This window comes from Cytobacillus firmus (assembly GCF_023657595.1).
GTDB lineage: Bacteria > Bacillota > Bacilli > Bacillales > Cytobacillaceae > Cytobacillus > Cytobacillus firmus_B.
In genome coordinates, this window is record NZ_CP098323.1 from 3,919,719 (window position 1) to 3,936,443 (window position 16,725).

General features: G+C 40.9%; 15 protein-coding genes. All 15 read right to left on the bottom strand.

The annotated features are described in order from the left end of the window. Positions 1-147 precede the first annotated feature (147 nt). The 15 genes from ytxC to NAF01_RS19915 all read right to left on the bottom strand — a co-directional run bounded on the left by ytxC (position 148) and on the right by NAF01_RS19915 (position 16,584). A complete protein-coding gene (gene ytxC, locus NAF01_RS19845; RefSeq protein WP_197213168.1) occupies positions 148-1,032 on the bottom strand; it encodes a putative sporulation protein YtxC in 885 nt (294 codons plus the stop codon). A gap of 202 nt (positions 1,033-1,234) precedes the next feature. Continuing rightward, complete coding sequence (dnaI, locus tag NAF01_RS19850; protein ID WP_226618419.1) at positions 1,235-2,164, bottom strand: primosomal protein DnaI; 930 nt, start codon at positions 2,162-2,164, stop codon at positions 1,235-1,237. Continuing rightward, positions 2,164-3,594 (bottom strand): replication initiation and membrane attachment family protein, encoded by a 1,431-nt coding sequence (locus tag NAF01_RS19855; RefSeq protein ID WP_226618252.1) that lies wholly within the window; start codon positions 3,592-3,594, stop codon positions 2,164-2,166. Before NAF01_RS19855 ends, dnaI begins: the two co-directional genes overlap by 1 nt. Positions 3,595-3,734: 140 nt before the next feature. Beyond that, entirely contained in the window at positions 3,735-4,196 is a 462-nt protein-coding gene (gene nrdR, locus NAF01_RS19860) for a transcriptional regulator NrdR (protein ID WP_048008385.1), read from the bottom strand. Between the two features lie 102 nt (positions 4,197-4,298). Then, positions 4,299-4,703 carry a hypothetical protein gene (locus NAF01_RS19865; RefSeq protein ID WP_163142239.1) on the bottom strand — a complete coding sequence of 135 codons (405 nt, stop codon included), beginning with the start codon at positions 4,701-4,703 and terminating at the stop codon, positions 4,299-4,301. Between the two features lie 133 nt (positions 4,704-4,836). Further along, positions 4,837-5,211 (bottom strand): adenosylmethionine decarboxylase, encoded by a 375-nt coding sequence (gene speD / locus NAF01_RS19870; RefSeq protein WP_048008383.1) that lies wholly within the window; start codon positions 5,209-5,211, stop codon positions 4,837-4,839. Positions 5,212-5,534: 323 nt separating this feature from the next. Further along, positions 5,535-6,566 carry a glyceraldehyde-3-phosphate dehydrogenase gene (locus tag NAF01_RS19875; protein WP_048008382.1) on the bottom strand — a complete coding sequence of 344 codons (1,032 nt, stop codon included), beginning with the start codon at positions 6,564-6,566 and terminating at the stop codon, positions 5,535-5,537. A 246-nt stretch (positions 6,567-6,812) separates the two neighbouring features. Further along, the gene (gene coaE / locus NAF01_RS19880; protein WP_048008381.1) at positions 6,813-7,412 is read right to left on the bottom strand and encodes a dephospho-CoA kinase; all 600 of its coding nucleotides are present in this window, start codon (positions 7,410-7,412) and stop codon (positions 6,813-6,815) included. A 24-nt stretch (positions 7,413-7,436) separates the two neighbouring features. After that, positions 7,437-8,072 (bottom strand): sporulation membrane protein YtaF, encoded by a 636-nt coding sequence (gene ytaF, locus NAF01_RS19885; protein ID WP_197208048.1) that lies wholly within the window; start codon positions 8,070-8,072, stop codon positions 7,437-7,439. Between the two features lie 94 nt (positions 8,073-8,166). Next, on the bottom strand, positions 8,167-8,994 hold the full coding sequence (gene mutM / locus NAF01_RS19890) for a DNA-formamidopyrimidine glycosylase (protein ID WP_226618251.1): 828 nt from the start codon (positions 8,992-8,994) through the stop codon (positions 8,167-8,169). A 52-nt stretch (positions 8,995-9,046) separates the two neighbouring features. Beyond that, positions 9,047-11,680, bottom strand: a complete 2,634-nt coding sequence (polA, locus tag NAF01_RS19895) for a DNA polymerase I (protein ID WP_226618250.1) — start codon at positions 11,678-11,680, stop codon at positions 9,047-9,049. Between the two features lie 276 nt (positions 11,681-11,956). Beyond that, positions 11,957-12,889 (bottom strand): protease modulator HflC, encoded by a 933-nt coding sequence (gene hflC / locus NAF01_RS19900; RefSeq protein WP_226618249.1) that lies wholly within the window; start codon positions 12,887-12,889, stop codon positions 11,957-11,959. Continuing rightward, on the bottom strand, positions 12,882-13,847 hold the full coding sequence (gene hflK / locus NAF01_RS19905; protein ID WP_197208045.1) for an FtsH protease activity modulator HflK: 966 nt from the start codon (positions 13,845-13,847) through the stop codon (positions 12,882-12,884). Before hflK ends, hflC begins: the two co-directional genes overlap by 8 nt. 263 nt (positions 13,848-14,110) lie before the next feature. After that, positions 14,111-15,871, bottom strand: coding sequence for a two-component system histidine kinase PnpS (pnpS, locus tag NAF01_RS19910; protein ID WP_226618247.1), 1,761 nt, complete (start codon positions 15,869-15,871; stop codon positions 14,111-14,113). Continuing rightward, on the bottom strand, positions 15,868-16,584 hold the full coding sequence (locus tag NAF01_RS19915; protein ID WP_250801011.1) for a response regulator transcription factor: 717 nt from the start codon (positions 16,582-16,584) through the stop codon (positions 15,868-15,870). Before NAF01_RS19915 ends, pnpS begins: the two co-directional genes overlap by 4 nt. Positions 16,585-16,725 lie beyond the last annotated feature (141 nt).

Below are 16,725 nucleotides of genomic sequence, written 5' to 3' on the forward strand. Positions count from 1 at the left end.
GAGGCGGTAAGCATTCAGATCGTGTTAGGAAGGTTTCAGCCTTGCCTTCCCTCTCTTTCAACCGTATTAGAATACCCGTATCCTCATCGCAACTTTTGCTTGATTATTGTAATATGTACGTTATTATAGTTTGTTATTTCAGGAAAATCAAGGGTATCTTTTACATTTTTCATCATCGGCATAAGAATGGACGTTTTGATAATGATAAAAAGCTGCAAGAGGGCTTAATTGAAGCCTTTCTTCAAAAATATTGCGGATTGTTCTGACCAGCGGCTGGTCAAAATCATCTGAATAGAGATAAATAGCTGAAGGCGCTATAGAGAGCAGCGGCGCAATTGTAACAGAATCCACATATACAGGATGATTGGATAATAGCTTGCGGTCAATCATCCTTATGAGCTCTCCGCGTTTAATTTCACACAATTGATCATCATAAAAATAAACACCTTCATCCATAAGGACATGGATCGTATTCATTTTTGGCTGCTTGCCTGACAGGAAATCTCTCAATGTATGAATAAACATCTGATATTCCTGTTCCATTTTGTACTCATCGATGGAGACTTCCACATACTTGGTCATTTCATTCATAAGCGGGCGCATCCGGAATTTTACGAATGAATCAAAAGAAAAGGAAATGTTATTTTGAAACAACTGATCAATTGCGTTTTTTAAGCTTTCTTTTACATCCAGTCCACTGACAAACGCAGCAAGATCCTCACGGCTTCCTTCCAGGATAGAGTGAATAATTTCAAGGATCTGCTGCTGCTCGCCTTCATCATCATAATAATAATGCTCCATCAATATCCGTTTAAACCAATCATCCTGCTTCTGGTTCACGATAAATTGAAAGAATGCTGTTTTAACAGTATTCAGGACATTGCCGCTATTTTCAGCAGAAACTCTGACTATATGTTGATCTTCAAAATGAAGAATATTATTATCACATTGACAAAAAGACTGCAGCTGTTCAAAAAGATGCTCATAGAAATTCCTCGCATCTGTGCTGCTCTGGAAAATGATTTCGATCAACCAAATCCCCCCTTTATACAAATCTCTGTTCTATGTATATGGCGGACTTGGCCAATTTAGAAGTGGGGTTTGGTCTTTAATGTATTAAACGATGGTATTCATGGTATGTGTATTTAGAACAAATTGTTATTTTTCGCCTATTAATTTTGTCCGTTGATGCTTGTGAAAAAAGCTGCCGATGTTTTTATCGGCAGCTTTCAGATTATACTCTCCTGTTCGGTCCTTCTACAAGCACCGGTTCAGCAAGGTATTTAATGCGTTCCATGATTCTTCTTGCCTTCATTTTCTCTTCCTCGCCGCGCTGGCTGTAGGATAGATGATGTTCAAGGCCCTGGAGGTCGAAATTGGAAGTGAAGAAGGTTGGGAGGCTTTCCTGCATGCGAAACTGCAGAATCGGCCCTAAAATCTCATCCCTTGTCCAGCTGGACATGGTTTCTGCACCAATGTCATCAAACATTAAAACAGGTGCTTTTTTAATGGTTTCCATCTTGCTGTTCAGGGTCTGATCACCAATTGAATTTTTCAATTCCCTGAATAATTCTGGAACATAGACAATCATGGAGGATACTTTCCGGCTTGCAAGCTTATTGGCAATAGCACCAAGCAAATAAGATTTGCCTACACCAAATTTCCCATAAAAATAGATCCCTTTTTGCTTGGACCCCGGCTGGTAGTCCATTACAAAAGATGCTGCTTTATCCACAGCCTCAATGCGGTCGTCATCATCATATATCGAATCAAAAGTGGCATGAAGGATATCAGATGGCACATATAAACTCTGAATTAATTTTTCATTTCTCCGCTTTTCATCGTGCATGATCTTGCGCGGGCACCTATCATACTTCAGATCGATTGATCCTCTTTGAATCACCAGTTCCGGATGATAGCCCTGCATAAAATTCACACAGCCCTCCAAGCTTGGACATTTATTGCACTCCTTGCTCTGCTGTGTATATTCAAAGAGCTTGCTAAGACTCTTTTCAACCATTTCAGATGTCAATTCATCCCGATGAGTTTGGATAAAAGCCTTCACTTCAGGGTGATTAAGCGTTTGGCTCCTCATCATTTCATATCTTTTTTGAAAACCTTCATTGCCTGCAAGGCGTCTTAGTGTTTCATTAATTTTTTTCATCAATCAGTCACCTCCTGTGATCGCAGTTTTTTTAATTTTTCTTTAAGTTCCCTTTTTTTCAATTCCCGCTCATACTGTTCCTTTTCGCTGTTTTGCTGCCCGGTCTGTTCCTTCTTGGCGGCTTTGCTGCTATTATCATCAAACCAGTCCGGAAGCATCTCTGTCCTGATCGGCTTCCTTTTGTTCCCCGTAGGGCCTGCTGTTTTTTTCCCTTCTGCCCAATCAAGGTATTGGCGATGTTCTTTTTTAGCTAATTCAATAGCTTCCTGGGGTGTTTTAATCTTCTTTCTTGCCCAGTGGCCTGCTATTTTTTCTACATACCCTTTGGTCAGCTTCATATCTGTTTTGAGCATAACATATTGAATCAGCACATTAATTACCCCAGGCAAAAGCTTTTGCTGGAACATGACATCTTCTATAATCTGCAGATCGCCTTTCGAAGGTTCCGCTCCTCCGGATATATCTTTTAAAAGCTGCCTTGGTGAGGTAATTTCCAAATAACGGATCAATTCTTCTTCCTGTGTTTCAGGCTGTTTTTTTTGAGATTGATGGCTGGCAGGCTGAACCCTGTCAATCAGGGATGGCAGCATATCCTGGTTTTGGAATTGATACCAATCACGTGCCGATTTTCTTAATTCATCAATGTTTATCTCATTATCTTCATTCACGGCGCTAATGACAATATTTTTCATCTGGATAGGGTCGATTCCATATAAAAAAGCAAGATTGCTGATGGATTCTTTTACTTTAACTGTAAGGGCTTTTTTTGGTACAAGCGATTCATTCAGCCCTGCCTGAAGCAATTCAAAATTAAAATCTTCACTGCCGATTTGAATGCCTTCCTGCTCCCGCCTTCCAATATACCCCGCCTCATCTGTTTCATTCATCAGCTGTATCACTTCATCGTCAAACGAACCAGGGTGCCCGGATTGAAATACATCCTGGAAAGCCTTCGTTACTTCCTTATACCCTCTTGCCGGCTGCACCTTCTGATCTGTGAAGAAGCGCTTCAGCCTCATAAATTGATTCTTCCCCAACTTCTTATAAAGATAGATATTGAGCATACCGTCAAGGAAAAATTGTTCAGGTGTCAGCGGTGGAAGAAGTTCGTAAATGAATGACCTTGTCTCTTCATCCTTGTTAACATATACCTTTAAAAGTCCTATTCCTTCAAGCTTGAGTCGGGCTTCATAAATATCCTTAAGCCCCATCCCCATGAAATTCATTAAACTATGGTGTGAATTTGAAGATGACCATAGCCGGTTTTCTTCAAGCTCTGCCCATAAAGTCATATACAAACTGAAGCACACAGAGCCAATGAGCGGCTGGTATAACAGTGTCAGCACTTTCCGGTCATAATCATGCAAAAGCCCGCTGGCTGCTACTGTATATCGATCAATGGGGAGCATCTCCTGCCAATGCTGGGCCATGGTGTTCACCTTTTTCTATTTAAATTTTTTATTAGGCTGTTCATCAAAAGCATATCCAGCAAAAAAAAGAGCCAAAGAAAAACCTTCAGCCCCTCAGCCTAATTCATCAAAAATCAGCGGCAGCGGCAAAACTGACCTGATTATGATTGTTCTTTTTTAATTAGTTCCTTGAGTTCATCAATAAACACATTGATATCTTTAAATTGCCTGTATACTGATGCGAAACGGACATATGCGACCTCGTCCACATTTGCGAGCCTGTCCATGACCATTTCGCCAATTTCATCGCTTTTTATTTCAGAGACACCATTGCTGCGGAGTTCTTTCTCCACTTCAAAAGTAATGTCCTCCAGATCTTTAAGGGCTACCGGCCTCTTTTCACATGCTTTAATAAGGCCTCTCAGAATTTTTTCCCGGCTGAATTCCTCTCTCGTACCTTCTTTTTTCACAACGATTAACGGAATTTCTTCCACTTTCTCAAAAGTCGTAAACCGGTATCCGCATTTCTCGCATTCCCTTCTGCGGCGGATGGATCGGCTGTCATCCACAGGACGGGAATCGAGTACACGGGTATTATTGTTTTGGCATGAAGGGCATCTCATTCAATCAGCTCCGAATTTTTTTATAAGTTGGCTTTAGACTAATTACCGAATATTATTTGATACTCTTATCTTATAAAAAAGGAGTTGACAGTACAAGTACAACTATTTATCTGCGTTTCTTGCAGAACCGAGAAAATCATGCCGTTTATTTAACTTTTCATATATCGAAAGTACTTCTCTTTTAAGAAATGGATGCACACCTGCCGGTGAGGACTGCTCAGTTGAAATATTGATATCTACAGCTGTTTCAAAAGGCTTGACAGTCACGACTGTCACAATGGCAAAACAGGATTTGTCTTTTTTAAGTTCTGCTGCAATCTCGCCGTGTTCTTTGGAAATGCTGAGAATGTTTACATTATGATCTGCTCTGAATAACTCTTCAATCGTCTGAAGCATTTGTGCTGTATTGGTTCTATAGTATCTTGTAGTAAGCTCAGGGTCAGAGTGATTTTCGTTTGTTTCACACTGCTTTTTATAGCGGCTGGCAAGCTGCCTAAAAATTGACATTCTCTTTCCTCCATATATTTTTTGTATCCTTATTGTACTATTTTTTATAGAGATACTAAAGGCAATGGATTTTAGGCAAAATAAAAAGAGGTGTATTAGATACACCTCTGGATTGCCTAAGAGTCATTCTGTATTAAAGTACTTGAGCTTGTTTAACTTGAACTGGACCCATACCGCGAGGAATTTCGATATTCTCACGCGTTTGAGCTCCTAACGCTTCTGCAATAAAGTCTGCAGCAATGTTAGGGTCAAGATCTCCACACGTATACACATCAATGCTGGCATAGCCATGCTCCGGGAAGCTGTGAATAGTTAAATGAGATTCAGAGATGATCACCACTCCGCTTACACCCTGTGGCGCAAATTTATGAAATGCAACCTCGCGAATTTCAGCACCAGATTTTAATGCAGCATTTACGAATGTCTGCTCAATAAAATCCATATCATTTAACTTTTCAAAATCGCATCCCCAAAGTTCTGAGATTACGTGACGACCCATAGTTTCCATATTCAAATTTCCCCCTTTAAACTTTTAAGCTATTAATTAATGAAATTCCAGATTTATACTGGTCTATAACTACCACGGGGGAAAGTTAGTCCAGAGAGGTCCTAACCCTTTAAGTAGCTACCATACCAAAACCTCGAAGAAGTTCACGAGGATTAGTATACTTTGTTTAATTTCTTTTTGCAACACATTGTTTTACATTTTTTTTGGCAAAATTTCTGAAGAATTTTCCTTCTCAGGATTTAGTTTTGTCCAATAAAAGGAGCCTGCCGGGGAATGGCAGGCTTTAAGGGTATGGGTAGTTTTATATTAAAAGAGATTGGCAATTATCCAACTTTTACGGCAGATGCCTGAAAAAGTTCCTGTGCAACATATTTTGTCAAGTCTACGACACGGCAAGAATAGCCCCACTCATTATCGTACCAGGCAAGCACTTTCACTTTGCTGGTGCCGATTACCATTGTAGATAATCCATCAATGATGGCAGAGTGTTCATTTGTGTTGAAATCGATTGACACTAACGGTTCGTCAGTAATATCCAGGATACCATGCAGCGATCCTTGTGAAGCTGTAGCAAATGCCGCATTCACTTCTTCAATTGTAACGTCCCGCTTTAAGTCTACCACGAGATCCACTAAGGAAACGTTAGGAGTCGGCACACGCAGTGCCATACCATGCAATTTGCCCTTTAAATGAGGCAATACCAGTGACAAAGCTTTGGCAGCACCAGTGGAAGTCGGGATGATCGACTGTCCGCAGGCACGTGCACGGCGTAAATCCTTATGCGGGTTATCAATATTCTTTTGATCGTTTGTATATGCATGAACTGTTGTCATAAGTCCGTTTTCAATGCCAAATTGTTCATCAAGGACTTTTGCAACAGGTGCAAGGCAGTTTGTTGTACAGGATGCATTTGAAATAATATCATGTTCTTCGATTTTTAATGCGCTTTCATTTACGCCCATAACAATAGTCACATCTTCATTTTTTCCAGGAGCAGTAAGTATGACCTTTTTAGCTCCGGCATCAAGATGAAGAGCCGCTTTATCACGGGAATTAAACTTTCCTGTAGCTTCAATAACGATATCGATATTCATTTCTTTCCAGGGAAGTTCTTCAGGATTCCGGCTGCTGACAAGCTGAACCCTTTTACCGTTCACAACAATAGCATTGTCTTCCGGAACAACGCTTCCCTCGAATGGTCCATGGTTGGTATCATATTTAATTAAGTGTGCCAAAGTTTCAGCCGGATAGCTTGCATTTATGGCAGCCACTTCAAGATTTTCATCAAGGATGGCTTTTCTAAAAACCATACGTCCAATTCTTCCAAAACCATTAATCGCTATTTTCGCCTTCATGTTACGGCCCCTTCCGCATTAGTGTTATACTTTTTATTACCCTAAGATGTAATTAGTATAACATATTGAAGATCATTTGTGATGAATAAAATGCGGATTTTTTAATGTTCAACAATTCAGAAATATCAGCCCATGCACTTTCTGCTTTTTATATGGTAATGGTCTATCTTACAGTCGCATGGCTGATTATTTTTGTCATACTAATTAGGCTTTAAGCACATCAAAAAAGAGCCTATCAAAGGCTCCTCAGACAGCATTCCATTTTTTAAAAATACCCCACAATTGTTTTTCTGTTTCTTCAATTGTGCCATTATTATCAATTACAGCATCGGCCAATGCCTTCTTATCTTTTAAAGGCATCTGGGATTGAATTCTTGCCATCGCTTCTTTTTCGGATAGCTGATTTCTTTGCATCAGCCTTTGCAGCTGTATATCTTCATCTGCATATACTAATAAGGTTTTGTCGCACATGTATTGTAATTTACTTTCAAATAAAAGCGGGATATCAAGAATAATCAGCTGTTCCTTACGGCTGATAGCTTGTTCCTTCTTGGCTGTCATTCTTTTGCGGACGGCAGGATGTACAATGCTATTTAAGGCTTTCCGCTCTGTTTCATTATGAAATATAATGGAGCCCAGTTCTGCACGATCAATTGAACCGTCCTTGAGAAGAACTCTTTCCCCAAAATGACGGAGAATTTCCTGATAAGCTTCCTCACCTTTTTCAACAGCTAACCTCGCTTCTATATCCGCGTCTATTACAGTGTACCCTTTTTTAATTAGGAGAGATGAAACGGTGCTTTTCCCGCTTGCAATCCCGCCTGTCAAACCTACAGTCAGTGACATAGTGAATTCCTTTCTAATAAAATGCTAGATTTTCAGAATCCCAATTACGATCAAAATAATGCCTGGAATGAATGAGAACTTATGGACCCATCCGCTTTTTGAGAAAACAGCCCCCACCTGCATTCCCATAAACACAAACAGAGAGCTCATAACGGCGACCGTCATTGCCAGGTAGTAAGGTGAGTACCCCAGCATAGCTGCACCGATCCCCGCTCCGAAAGCATCAAGTGATAGGGCGAGCCCAAGCATTAGTGCTTCAATTCCTGTGATGGCACCGGATTTGTCAAAATCGGCGGACATGGGCTTTTTCAGAATATTAATGACAAGCCCAAGAGATTTGATTTCCAGATTTACAATTGTCTTTTCATGCGGGAGGACATCCTTCACCTTTTCCGGCCTGAAAAATTGATATAGAACCCAGGCACCGAGAAAAATCAGAATGACTCCTCCTAAACTTTCAGCTAAAGCCGGGGACAAAAAGGCTTCTATTAAATGGCCGATTGTCATGGCGGCCATTAATGTGAGAGCTGAACAGCAAGCGATTATACTGATCGATTTAAATGGTATGCTCATTTTCCTTAAACCATAGGTTAAACCGACACTGAAACTGTCAAGACTGACAGCAAAAGCAAGTATCAAAAGTGAGAATATATGCGCCATAGAATAGAGCTCCTCCCTGTCAATCGCTACGATAGTATATGGAAGAAGCCCATCCAATGTTATTCGAAACGCAATTTAGCTCTATTCCGGATTATTATTTTCTCTGGCAAGCCGGACAGAATACTGTACCCCTGCCCCCGGTTACGATCCGCTCAAGTGTGCTTCCGCACACTTTGCAACCTTCCCCTTTTCTCCCATAAACAAAAAGCTCAAGCTGGAACATGCCAATTTGTCCCTGGGAATTAACATAGGAGCGAATGGTGCTTCCTCCTTTATCTACCGCTTCTCTCAGGGTATCTCCAATTTCTTTGTGAAGTGTCTCCAATTCGGTTCTTGTTAAGCTATTTGCCGCTCTTTCAGGATGAATTCGAGAACGGAATAAAGCTTCATCCACATATATATTGCCAAGCCCTACGATCGTTTTCTGATCTAGAAGCGCTGTTTTGACATGGCGGGAGGTCCGGGCAAGCCGGGCAGCAAGGTCGTCCACCGTAAATTCTTCTGCAAATGGTTCCGGTCCCAAATGTGCCAGAGGAAGTGCCTTAAGTTCTTCACCCTTTGCATATAGGTGCATCGTTCCAAATTTACGAACATCTTTGTATCTGAGTTCAGTGCCATCTGTAAAATGGAAAATGACATGAGTGTGTTTTTCAGCAGGTTCTTCTTTGGAGTAAAGGCCGTATCTGCCCTCCATTCTCAGGTGGGACACAAGTGCATAGTCAAAGGTGTAGAGGATTAGGAATTTCCCTCTCCTGCCAATGTCCTGAAAGGTTTGGCCTGCTAAAGCATCCTTGAATTGAGCAAGCTCTTCGGGATGCTTAACCATCTTAGGCCAGAAAACCGAAACATGTGAAATGGTTTTGCCGATCACCAATTGCTGCAATGTTCTTCTGACCGTTTCAACTTCAGGAAGTTCCGGCATGGTTATTCCTCCTTAGTCATGAATTTTCTGCATTCAAAAATACAATGTACTATTATTTCGCATCAAACCATGTTGGGCCATAGGAATAATCCACTTTGAGCGGAACTTTCAATTCTACTGTATTTTCCATTACGTCCGGCACGATTTTTTTGAGTTTCTCTATTTCATCCTCAGGTGCTTCAAAGATTAGTTCATCGTGAACTGACAGCAGAAGCCGTGCTTTGAGTTCTTCTTTTCTTAAGCGGTCAGCCATGTCAATCATGGCTTTTTTAATAATATCTGCTGCACTTCCCTGAATTGGAGTGTTCATAGCTGTCCGCTCTGCAAAACTTCGCAGGTTGAAGTTTCGGCTAGTGATTTCTGGCAGATATCTTCTTCTGTGAAGAAGCGTCGAGACAAAACCTTTCTGTTTTGCTTCATGGATAATATCATCCATGTACTGCTTAACACCAGGATAGCTCTCAAGATACCGGTCAATAAATTTTCCGGCTTCTTTCCGTGTGATTCCGAGGCTCTGGGAAAGGCCATAATCACTGATTCCGTAGACTATTCCGAAGTTAACGGCCTTTGCATGGCGCCGCATATTGGACGTAACTTCATCGGCTTTTACATGGAATACTTCCATTGCCGTTTTGGTATGGATATCCATATCTTCATTAAAGGCTTCAATCAGCTTTTCATCATCTGCAATATGAGCCAGTACTCTCAGTTCAATCTGCGAATAGTCTGCAGCAAAGATAGCCCATCCCGGTTCTGAAGGAACAAATGCCTGCCTGATTTTTCGCCCTTCTTCCAGCCGGATTGGAATATTTTGCAGATTTGGATCAGTTGAGCTTAATCTTCCTGTCTGGGTAAGTGCCTGATTAAACCTGGTGTGGACTTTACCTGTTTCATTGTTAACTACCTTCAGCAGGCCTTCAATATAAGTGGACTGAAGCTTGCCAAGCTGGCGGTAGTGCAGGATGTCCCGGATTATTTCATGGTCGTTCTCAAGTTTTTCAAGTACATCCGCCGAAGTGGAATAGCCTGTCTTCGTTTTTTTAATGACTGGCAGCCCTAATTTTTCAAAAAGAATTACACCGAGCTGTTTAGGAGAATTGATATTAAAAGCTTCCCCGGCAAGCTCATGTATCCGCTTTTCAATTTCATCCAATTTGGAGAGCAGGTCTTGTCCCATTGTCCTCAAGCGTCCTAAATCCACTTTAACCCCAGTTGACTCCATATCTGCTAATATTAAAGAAAGTGGCATTTCCAGGTCATAAAACAGCTCAGATTGCTGGTTTTCCTTTAAATCACTATCAAGCTTTTCCCTCAATGTCATCAAAGCTGCTGCTTTTCTTGCTAAATGTCCGCCAAGTTCTTTTTCTTCCGGAATCCGCCTTTTTGCTCCTTTGCCATAGAAAGCTTCATCAGATTGAATCGCATGATAGCCATGATTTTTTGCTATAGATGCTATATCCTCAATACTCTGAGATGGGTTAATAATATATGAAGCAATATAGAGATCAAAGTCTGCTCCCTTTAGATGAATCCCATGATGCCGGAGTGACACTTCAGATCTTTTTGCATCATACACTGTCTTCTTTTTCGTTTCATCTTCAGCCCATCTTTTAAAAACATCTGATTCTAAAGCCTTATCTTTGGAGAAGTAGAAATTCCCTTTATCATTTGCAACGGAAAAACCAATGATGTCTGCATAATGGTAATTATCCTCTAGAAGCTCAACATAAAATGCATTTTCATCAGAAAACATATCTTCTTTAATTTCGTCTGCTATGATAAATTCAATTTCATCCAGATTCTCTTCGATTGCTTCAGTGTCCCCGCCGATTTTTTCCAGCAGCGAGTTAAAGCCAAGTTCTTTAAAGATGCTTATAACTTTTTCTTTTTCAAAACCTTCATATTCAATGTCTTCAATTTTGATTTCAACGGGAGCTTCCCTCGAGATAGTAGCAAGTTCTTTGCTCATTAAAGCTTGCTCCCTGAATTCTTCCAGCTTTTCTTTCAGTTTTTTTCCGCTCACCTCATCAACAGATTTCAAGAGCTCTTCAAGGGTTCCAAACTCTTTCAGCAATTTAAGGGCTGTTTTTTCGCCCACTCCCGGCACACCCGGAATATTATCTGAACTATCCCCCATCAGGCCTTTCATATCAATAATCCTGTCAGGCGTTATTCCGTATTTCTCTTCTATATGAGCTGGCGTGTATTCTTCAATATCTGTAATTCCTTTGCGGGTGATGCTGACTGTGACAGAATCGGAACTTAACTGTGTTAAATCCTTATCCCCTGATATAACTTTAACTTCATATCCATCTTTTTCGGCATGGAGGGATAGTGTTCCAATGATATCATCCGCTTCATAATTTTCCAGTTCATATCTGGAGATTCCATAAGCATCAAGAAGCTCTCTTATATAAGGAAACTGCTCTGATAGCTCAGGTGGAGTTTTCTGCCGGCCGCCTTTATACTCGCTAAAGGTTTTATGGCGAAATGTTGTTTTTCCGGCATCGAACGCCACAAGGAGATGCGTCGGTTTTTCATCCTCCAGAATCCTCTGCAGCATCATGGTAAATCCGTAGACAGCATTGGTATGTATTCCTTTATCATTGTTTAAGAGCGGCAAAGCAAAAAATGCCCGATAAGCAATGCTGTTGCCGTCTATCAGAACAAGCTTTTTTTTATCCAACTAATATCTCCTCCTTATTAAGAAAAGCGGAAGCGCCTTGTCCACCCCCGACGCCTCGAGGGGGTAGGCGCTGCAGCTAGACAGTTATCTAACTTGAAAAGCGGAAGCGCCTTGTCCACCCCCGACACCTCGAGGGGGCAGGCGCTGCAGCTAGACAGTTGTCTAACTTGAAAAGCACAAGTGACCTTGCCCACAATAAAAAAGCCGTTATTTTTCCTTTATTCTATCATGAGCAGATAGAGAAAGAAAAATAACGGCTTTCCATTTAAATGCTATCTAATTAGTATTCCCCATCAGCAGACGGGCATATGGCGAATCAGAAGGCAGAACAATTACAGTCTCGCCATTGATAGTCTTTTTATAGGATTCAAGTGTGCGGAATAAGGAATAGAATTCAGGATCTTTTGAGAAGGCTTCATTGTAGACCTTCGCGGCTCCCGCTTCCCCTTCTGCCCGAATGACTTCAGCATCTGCCTGGGCCTTCGCAAGCATTTCCCTGACGGTCCTGTCTGTTTCAGCAATAATAACATTCTTCTGAGCATCACCCCTGGACAGATATTCCTGGGCTGTCGACTGGCGCTCGGAAATCATCCTGGTATACACAGACTGTTCATTTTCAGCCGGTAGATCAGTCCGTTTAATGCGAACATCTGTTACTGTGATTCCATAATTATCATTTGCAAGCAGCTCATTCACTTTTGTGGTGATTTGATCATTCAATGATCCTCGTGAAGATTTTTCATCATTGATGATTTCTTCATAATTCAGCCGACCCAGTTCGGAGCGGGTCACGGAGTAAATGAATTCTTCCATTCTGGCCTCCGCTCCCTCCAATGTTCTGGCGTTTGAGATCATTTTCTTGGGATCATCAATCTTCCAGACTGCATAGTTATCGATAATCATAACTTTTTTGTCCTTAGTATTGATTTCAGCTTCAGACACGTCATAAGTCATTTGATATCTTGGGAGCGTAGAGACACTTTGGATGAATGGTATTTTATAAGCTAATCCAGGTTCACTCTCAATCCTGACCACCTCTCCAAATTGACGGATAACCTTGTATTCCCCTTCCTTTACAATAAACAGGTTGCTGAACAATATCCCTAGGCCTGCAATGATGAGCACCAGGATGATTCCTAGTTTGGTATAGCTTCTCCACTTGAAATTTCCGCCCCGTTCATTGATATTCACAATATTTTGATCACTCATTATCCGTGCCCCCCTCCTCTTTCGGTTTGGACTGTTCTTTCTCCAGAGGCCTGATCGGGAAATACTTCATAGTGTTTCCATCGTCATTCATAATGTAAATCTCTGCACCTGGAAGAACTTGCTCAAGCGTTTCAATGACAAGACGCTCTCTTGTTATATCAGGATTATTTTTATATTCCCCATACAATTTATTAAAGACTGCTACATCTCCACGTGCTCTTTCGAGACGGGCTGCCTTTTCCCCATTCGCTTTAGAGATAAGGGCTTTCTTCTCACCTTCTGCTTCATTCATTCTCTGATTCTTATATTTATCTGCTTCATTTTTTTTAGTATTTGCGGTTTCCCTCGCATCGGTTACATCCGTAAAAGCTTTTCTTACATCATCATTCGGCAGCTCGACATCCTGGAGTTTTACTGCAAGAATTGATATGCCAATATCATATTTGCCAATTAAAGAGGTTAGTAGCTCTCTGACATCCGCTTCGATATCTGCTTTACCTGAGGTCAGCGCGTCATCTATCTTCGATCCTCCAATAATACTTCTTAAGGATGAGGAAGTAGCATCATATAGAATTTCTTCCGGCTCTTCAGCATTATATAGGTATTTTTCCGGATCAGTAATTTTCCACTGTACAACCAGATCTGCAAGAACGATATTTTCATCCCCGGTTATCATCTTTGTCTCATCGGGAAAGTCCTTTATTTCCCCACCTTTTTCTTCATATCCAAACTGCAGCGAAAATGTTTCCTTCGAAAGCTTCTCCACGCTTTGGACAGGCCACGGCAATTTAAAGTGAAGTCCCGGCTCCGTAATACCTTCCTCAACCTTTCCAAATGTTAAAATGACTGCCTGATCCGATTCATCCACGGTATACCATGTTGTAAAGGCAACTATACTTAAAATAACAATTGCGATAATTAGGCCTGCGATTGTATAAATCCGCTTTAAGCTGATCATTTCTTTCTCCCCTTCCTGGCACTTTCTATACCTTTTCATACGATTTATTTACGTAAAGGTTTCATAAATATGACAAAAGTTAAGGAAAGAAGGAAAGTCGATGAAAGTGAAAAAGGCGAAAGCGGGGTCAGCTTTCACCTTTTTCTATGGCTCCTTGGATGAAGGGGTTTAACAATTATGATTTTATCAGCGGAATGTAAAGAGAACATAAATCTCCTGTAAAAATAATGTAAAGTTAATTCTGCCGCTTCATCCATCTTTTTCTATATTTTTTTCGGAAGTTCAATAATAAAGGCGGTGCCTTTGCCGACCTCGCTTTTTACCGAGATAGTTCCCTTATGTGCTTCAACGAGATGCTTTACGATTGCAAGCCCCAGCCCTGTTCCGCCGGAGTTCCTGCTTCTGGCTTTATCAACCCGATAAAAACGTTCAAAGATACGCGGAATTTCTCCGGCTTCAATTCCAATCCCTGTATCCCTTATTTCGGTTAGAACTGTGCTGTCTGAATCTGCAGACGAAATATAGACGACCCCCTGATTTGGCGTATAAGAAATTGCATTTGATATGATATTTATAAACACCTGCTTAAGCCGGTGAACATCACCTTCAATATATACAGGTTTATCCTCTCTCTTATATTCCAAAACGATTTCCTTTTCCGCTGCTTTCCCTTTCATGATGGCTACTACATCTTCGAGCACATCAGCCAGATCCAGCTGCTGAATGGACAAGCTAAAGCCTTGCTTTTCGATTTTCGACAGATCCAGTAATTCCTGAATAAGAGATTGCAGACGATCACTTTCCTTCAAAATGATATTGAGGAAATCATTAAGAGTCTGTTTGTTTTCCATTGCACCATCCAAGAGAGTTTCAGAGAAGCCCTTTATAGAGGTAATAGGTGTTTTCAATTCATGAGAAACATTCGCTACAAAATCCTTCCTCATCTGCTCAAGCTTCTTCAGTTCTGTAATATCATGAAAAACAAGCAGTATCCCTTTCCATTCATCATTCGTCCCGATAATCGGAACTCCATATACTTCAAAATAACGTCTTTCGATATTGACGGGAATAATGAGCTGCTTTTTTACTTTCTGCTCGGTCATAAAAATTTCTTCAACCACTTCGGTAATACCTTTGTGTTCTATCACTTCATAATAGAGCTTGTAAAGGTATTCGGAAGGGTTTACATTGAAAACCTCTTTATATGGCCGGTTCACTAAATTAATATAGCCTCTGCTGTCAATAAGAATTAAACCGCTTCCCATGTTTTCAATAAGAGCACCCAGTCTGTCCTGCTGCATTTCCTGGGATTTCACCATTTCCTGAAGATTCCTCGCCAGTACATTGATAGACTTACTCAGCATACCAGTTTCATCTTCCTGATCTTCATATGTTCTTGCCCGATAGTTTCCCTTAGTAAGTTCAATCGCAACCTGTGTTGCTGACTCAATAGGCTTTGTATATCGGGCCGTAATTCTTGACCCGAGCAGAATAATCAGAAATAAAGACAAACCAAGACTGACAGCTAAAATCCACCAAATCTGCTGATAGGCCTTTTGGAATTCAGCAAGCTTCGTGCTCAAGAAAATATAGCCTTCCTTCTCGCCATTTATCATGACAGGCTGCCAATAATAGTGCAGATTAAACCCTCCGGCCACTTCCCATCCTGATTCATATACAGATTTCTTTTTTAATACTTCTACTATGATTTCCTGGTGCCTGCTTTGTGATGTCTCACTTTTCACGCTGCTATCCATTAATATTCTGCCCTTGTTATCAGTAGCAGTTACACGCACATCAAGTATGTCACCCAGCTCATTGATTCTCTCAATAGTAATGGATCCAATGCCTCCATTGCCCTCAATATAGCTCGCCGCCATTTCAGTCTCTTTTTGCAGACGTGCATCAAATGTATTTAAATAATAGCTTTTAAAAAGCTGGCCTAAAAGTAGGCCTAATGCAACTAAAACAACCAGAATTAAAGAAAGCAATGCGAAAAGCAGGCGGGTGCGAAAGGTTGTCATTCTCCTTTAGGCTCCTCCAATTTGTAGCCCAGTCCGCGAATGGTCTTAATATATACAGGTTTTTTGGTGTTTGCTTCAATTTTCTCTCTTAAATGGCTAATATGTACATCAACGATTCTCGTGTCTCCTGCAAAATCATAATTCCAGACTGCACTAAGCAGCTGATCCCTTGTAAGGACACGGCTCTTATTCTTGGCAAGATATAATAACAATTCAAATTCCTTCGGAGTTAATTCAAGAAGTTCTTCTTCAAAATAGGCTTCATAATGCTGTGGAAAGATCTTAAGGCCGCCAATTTTAAAAGAATCTCCATCTTCTGATTTCTCCTCGGCAGCCTCAGGCACAAATTGTGTTCTCCGTAAGATAGCTTTAACTCTGGCAACCACTTCCCGTGGGCTGAAAGGTTTTGTCATGTAATCATCTGCACCCAGTTCAAGACCAAGAACCTTATCAAATTCATCATCCTTGGCCGTCAGCATTAAAATAGGCGTCGCTATTTTCTGCTGTCTAAGCTGTTTGCATACTTCTATGCCATCAAGCTTTGGCAGCATAAGATCAAGTACAATAAGATCCGGCTTTTCAGAAATGGCCAGATCTTTGCCCTCCTGGCCATCCATGGCTGTAATTACTTCATAGCCTGCCTGCTGCAGGTTGTATTGAAGTAAAGTTACGATAGATTGTTCGTCATCTACAACTAGAATTTTCTTATCCATACGATCCTCCGAGTGAATGAATTACCCCTGTTTGAACTTCAGCTGATTGATTGTCAGCGATTTTTAAAAAAAGCAGGTATCCCTCCTGCCTATCAACCCCTATTTGCCACATATCTTTATTATAATATATTTCATGATGTT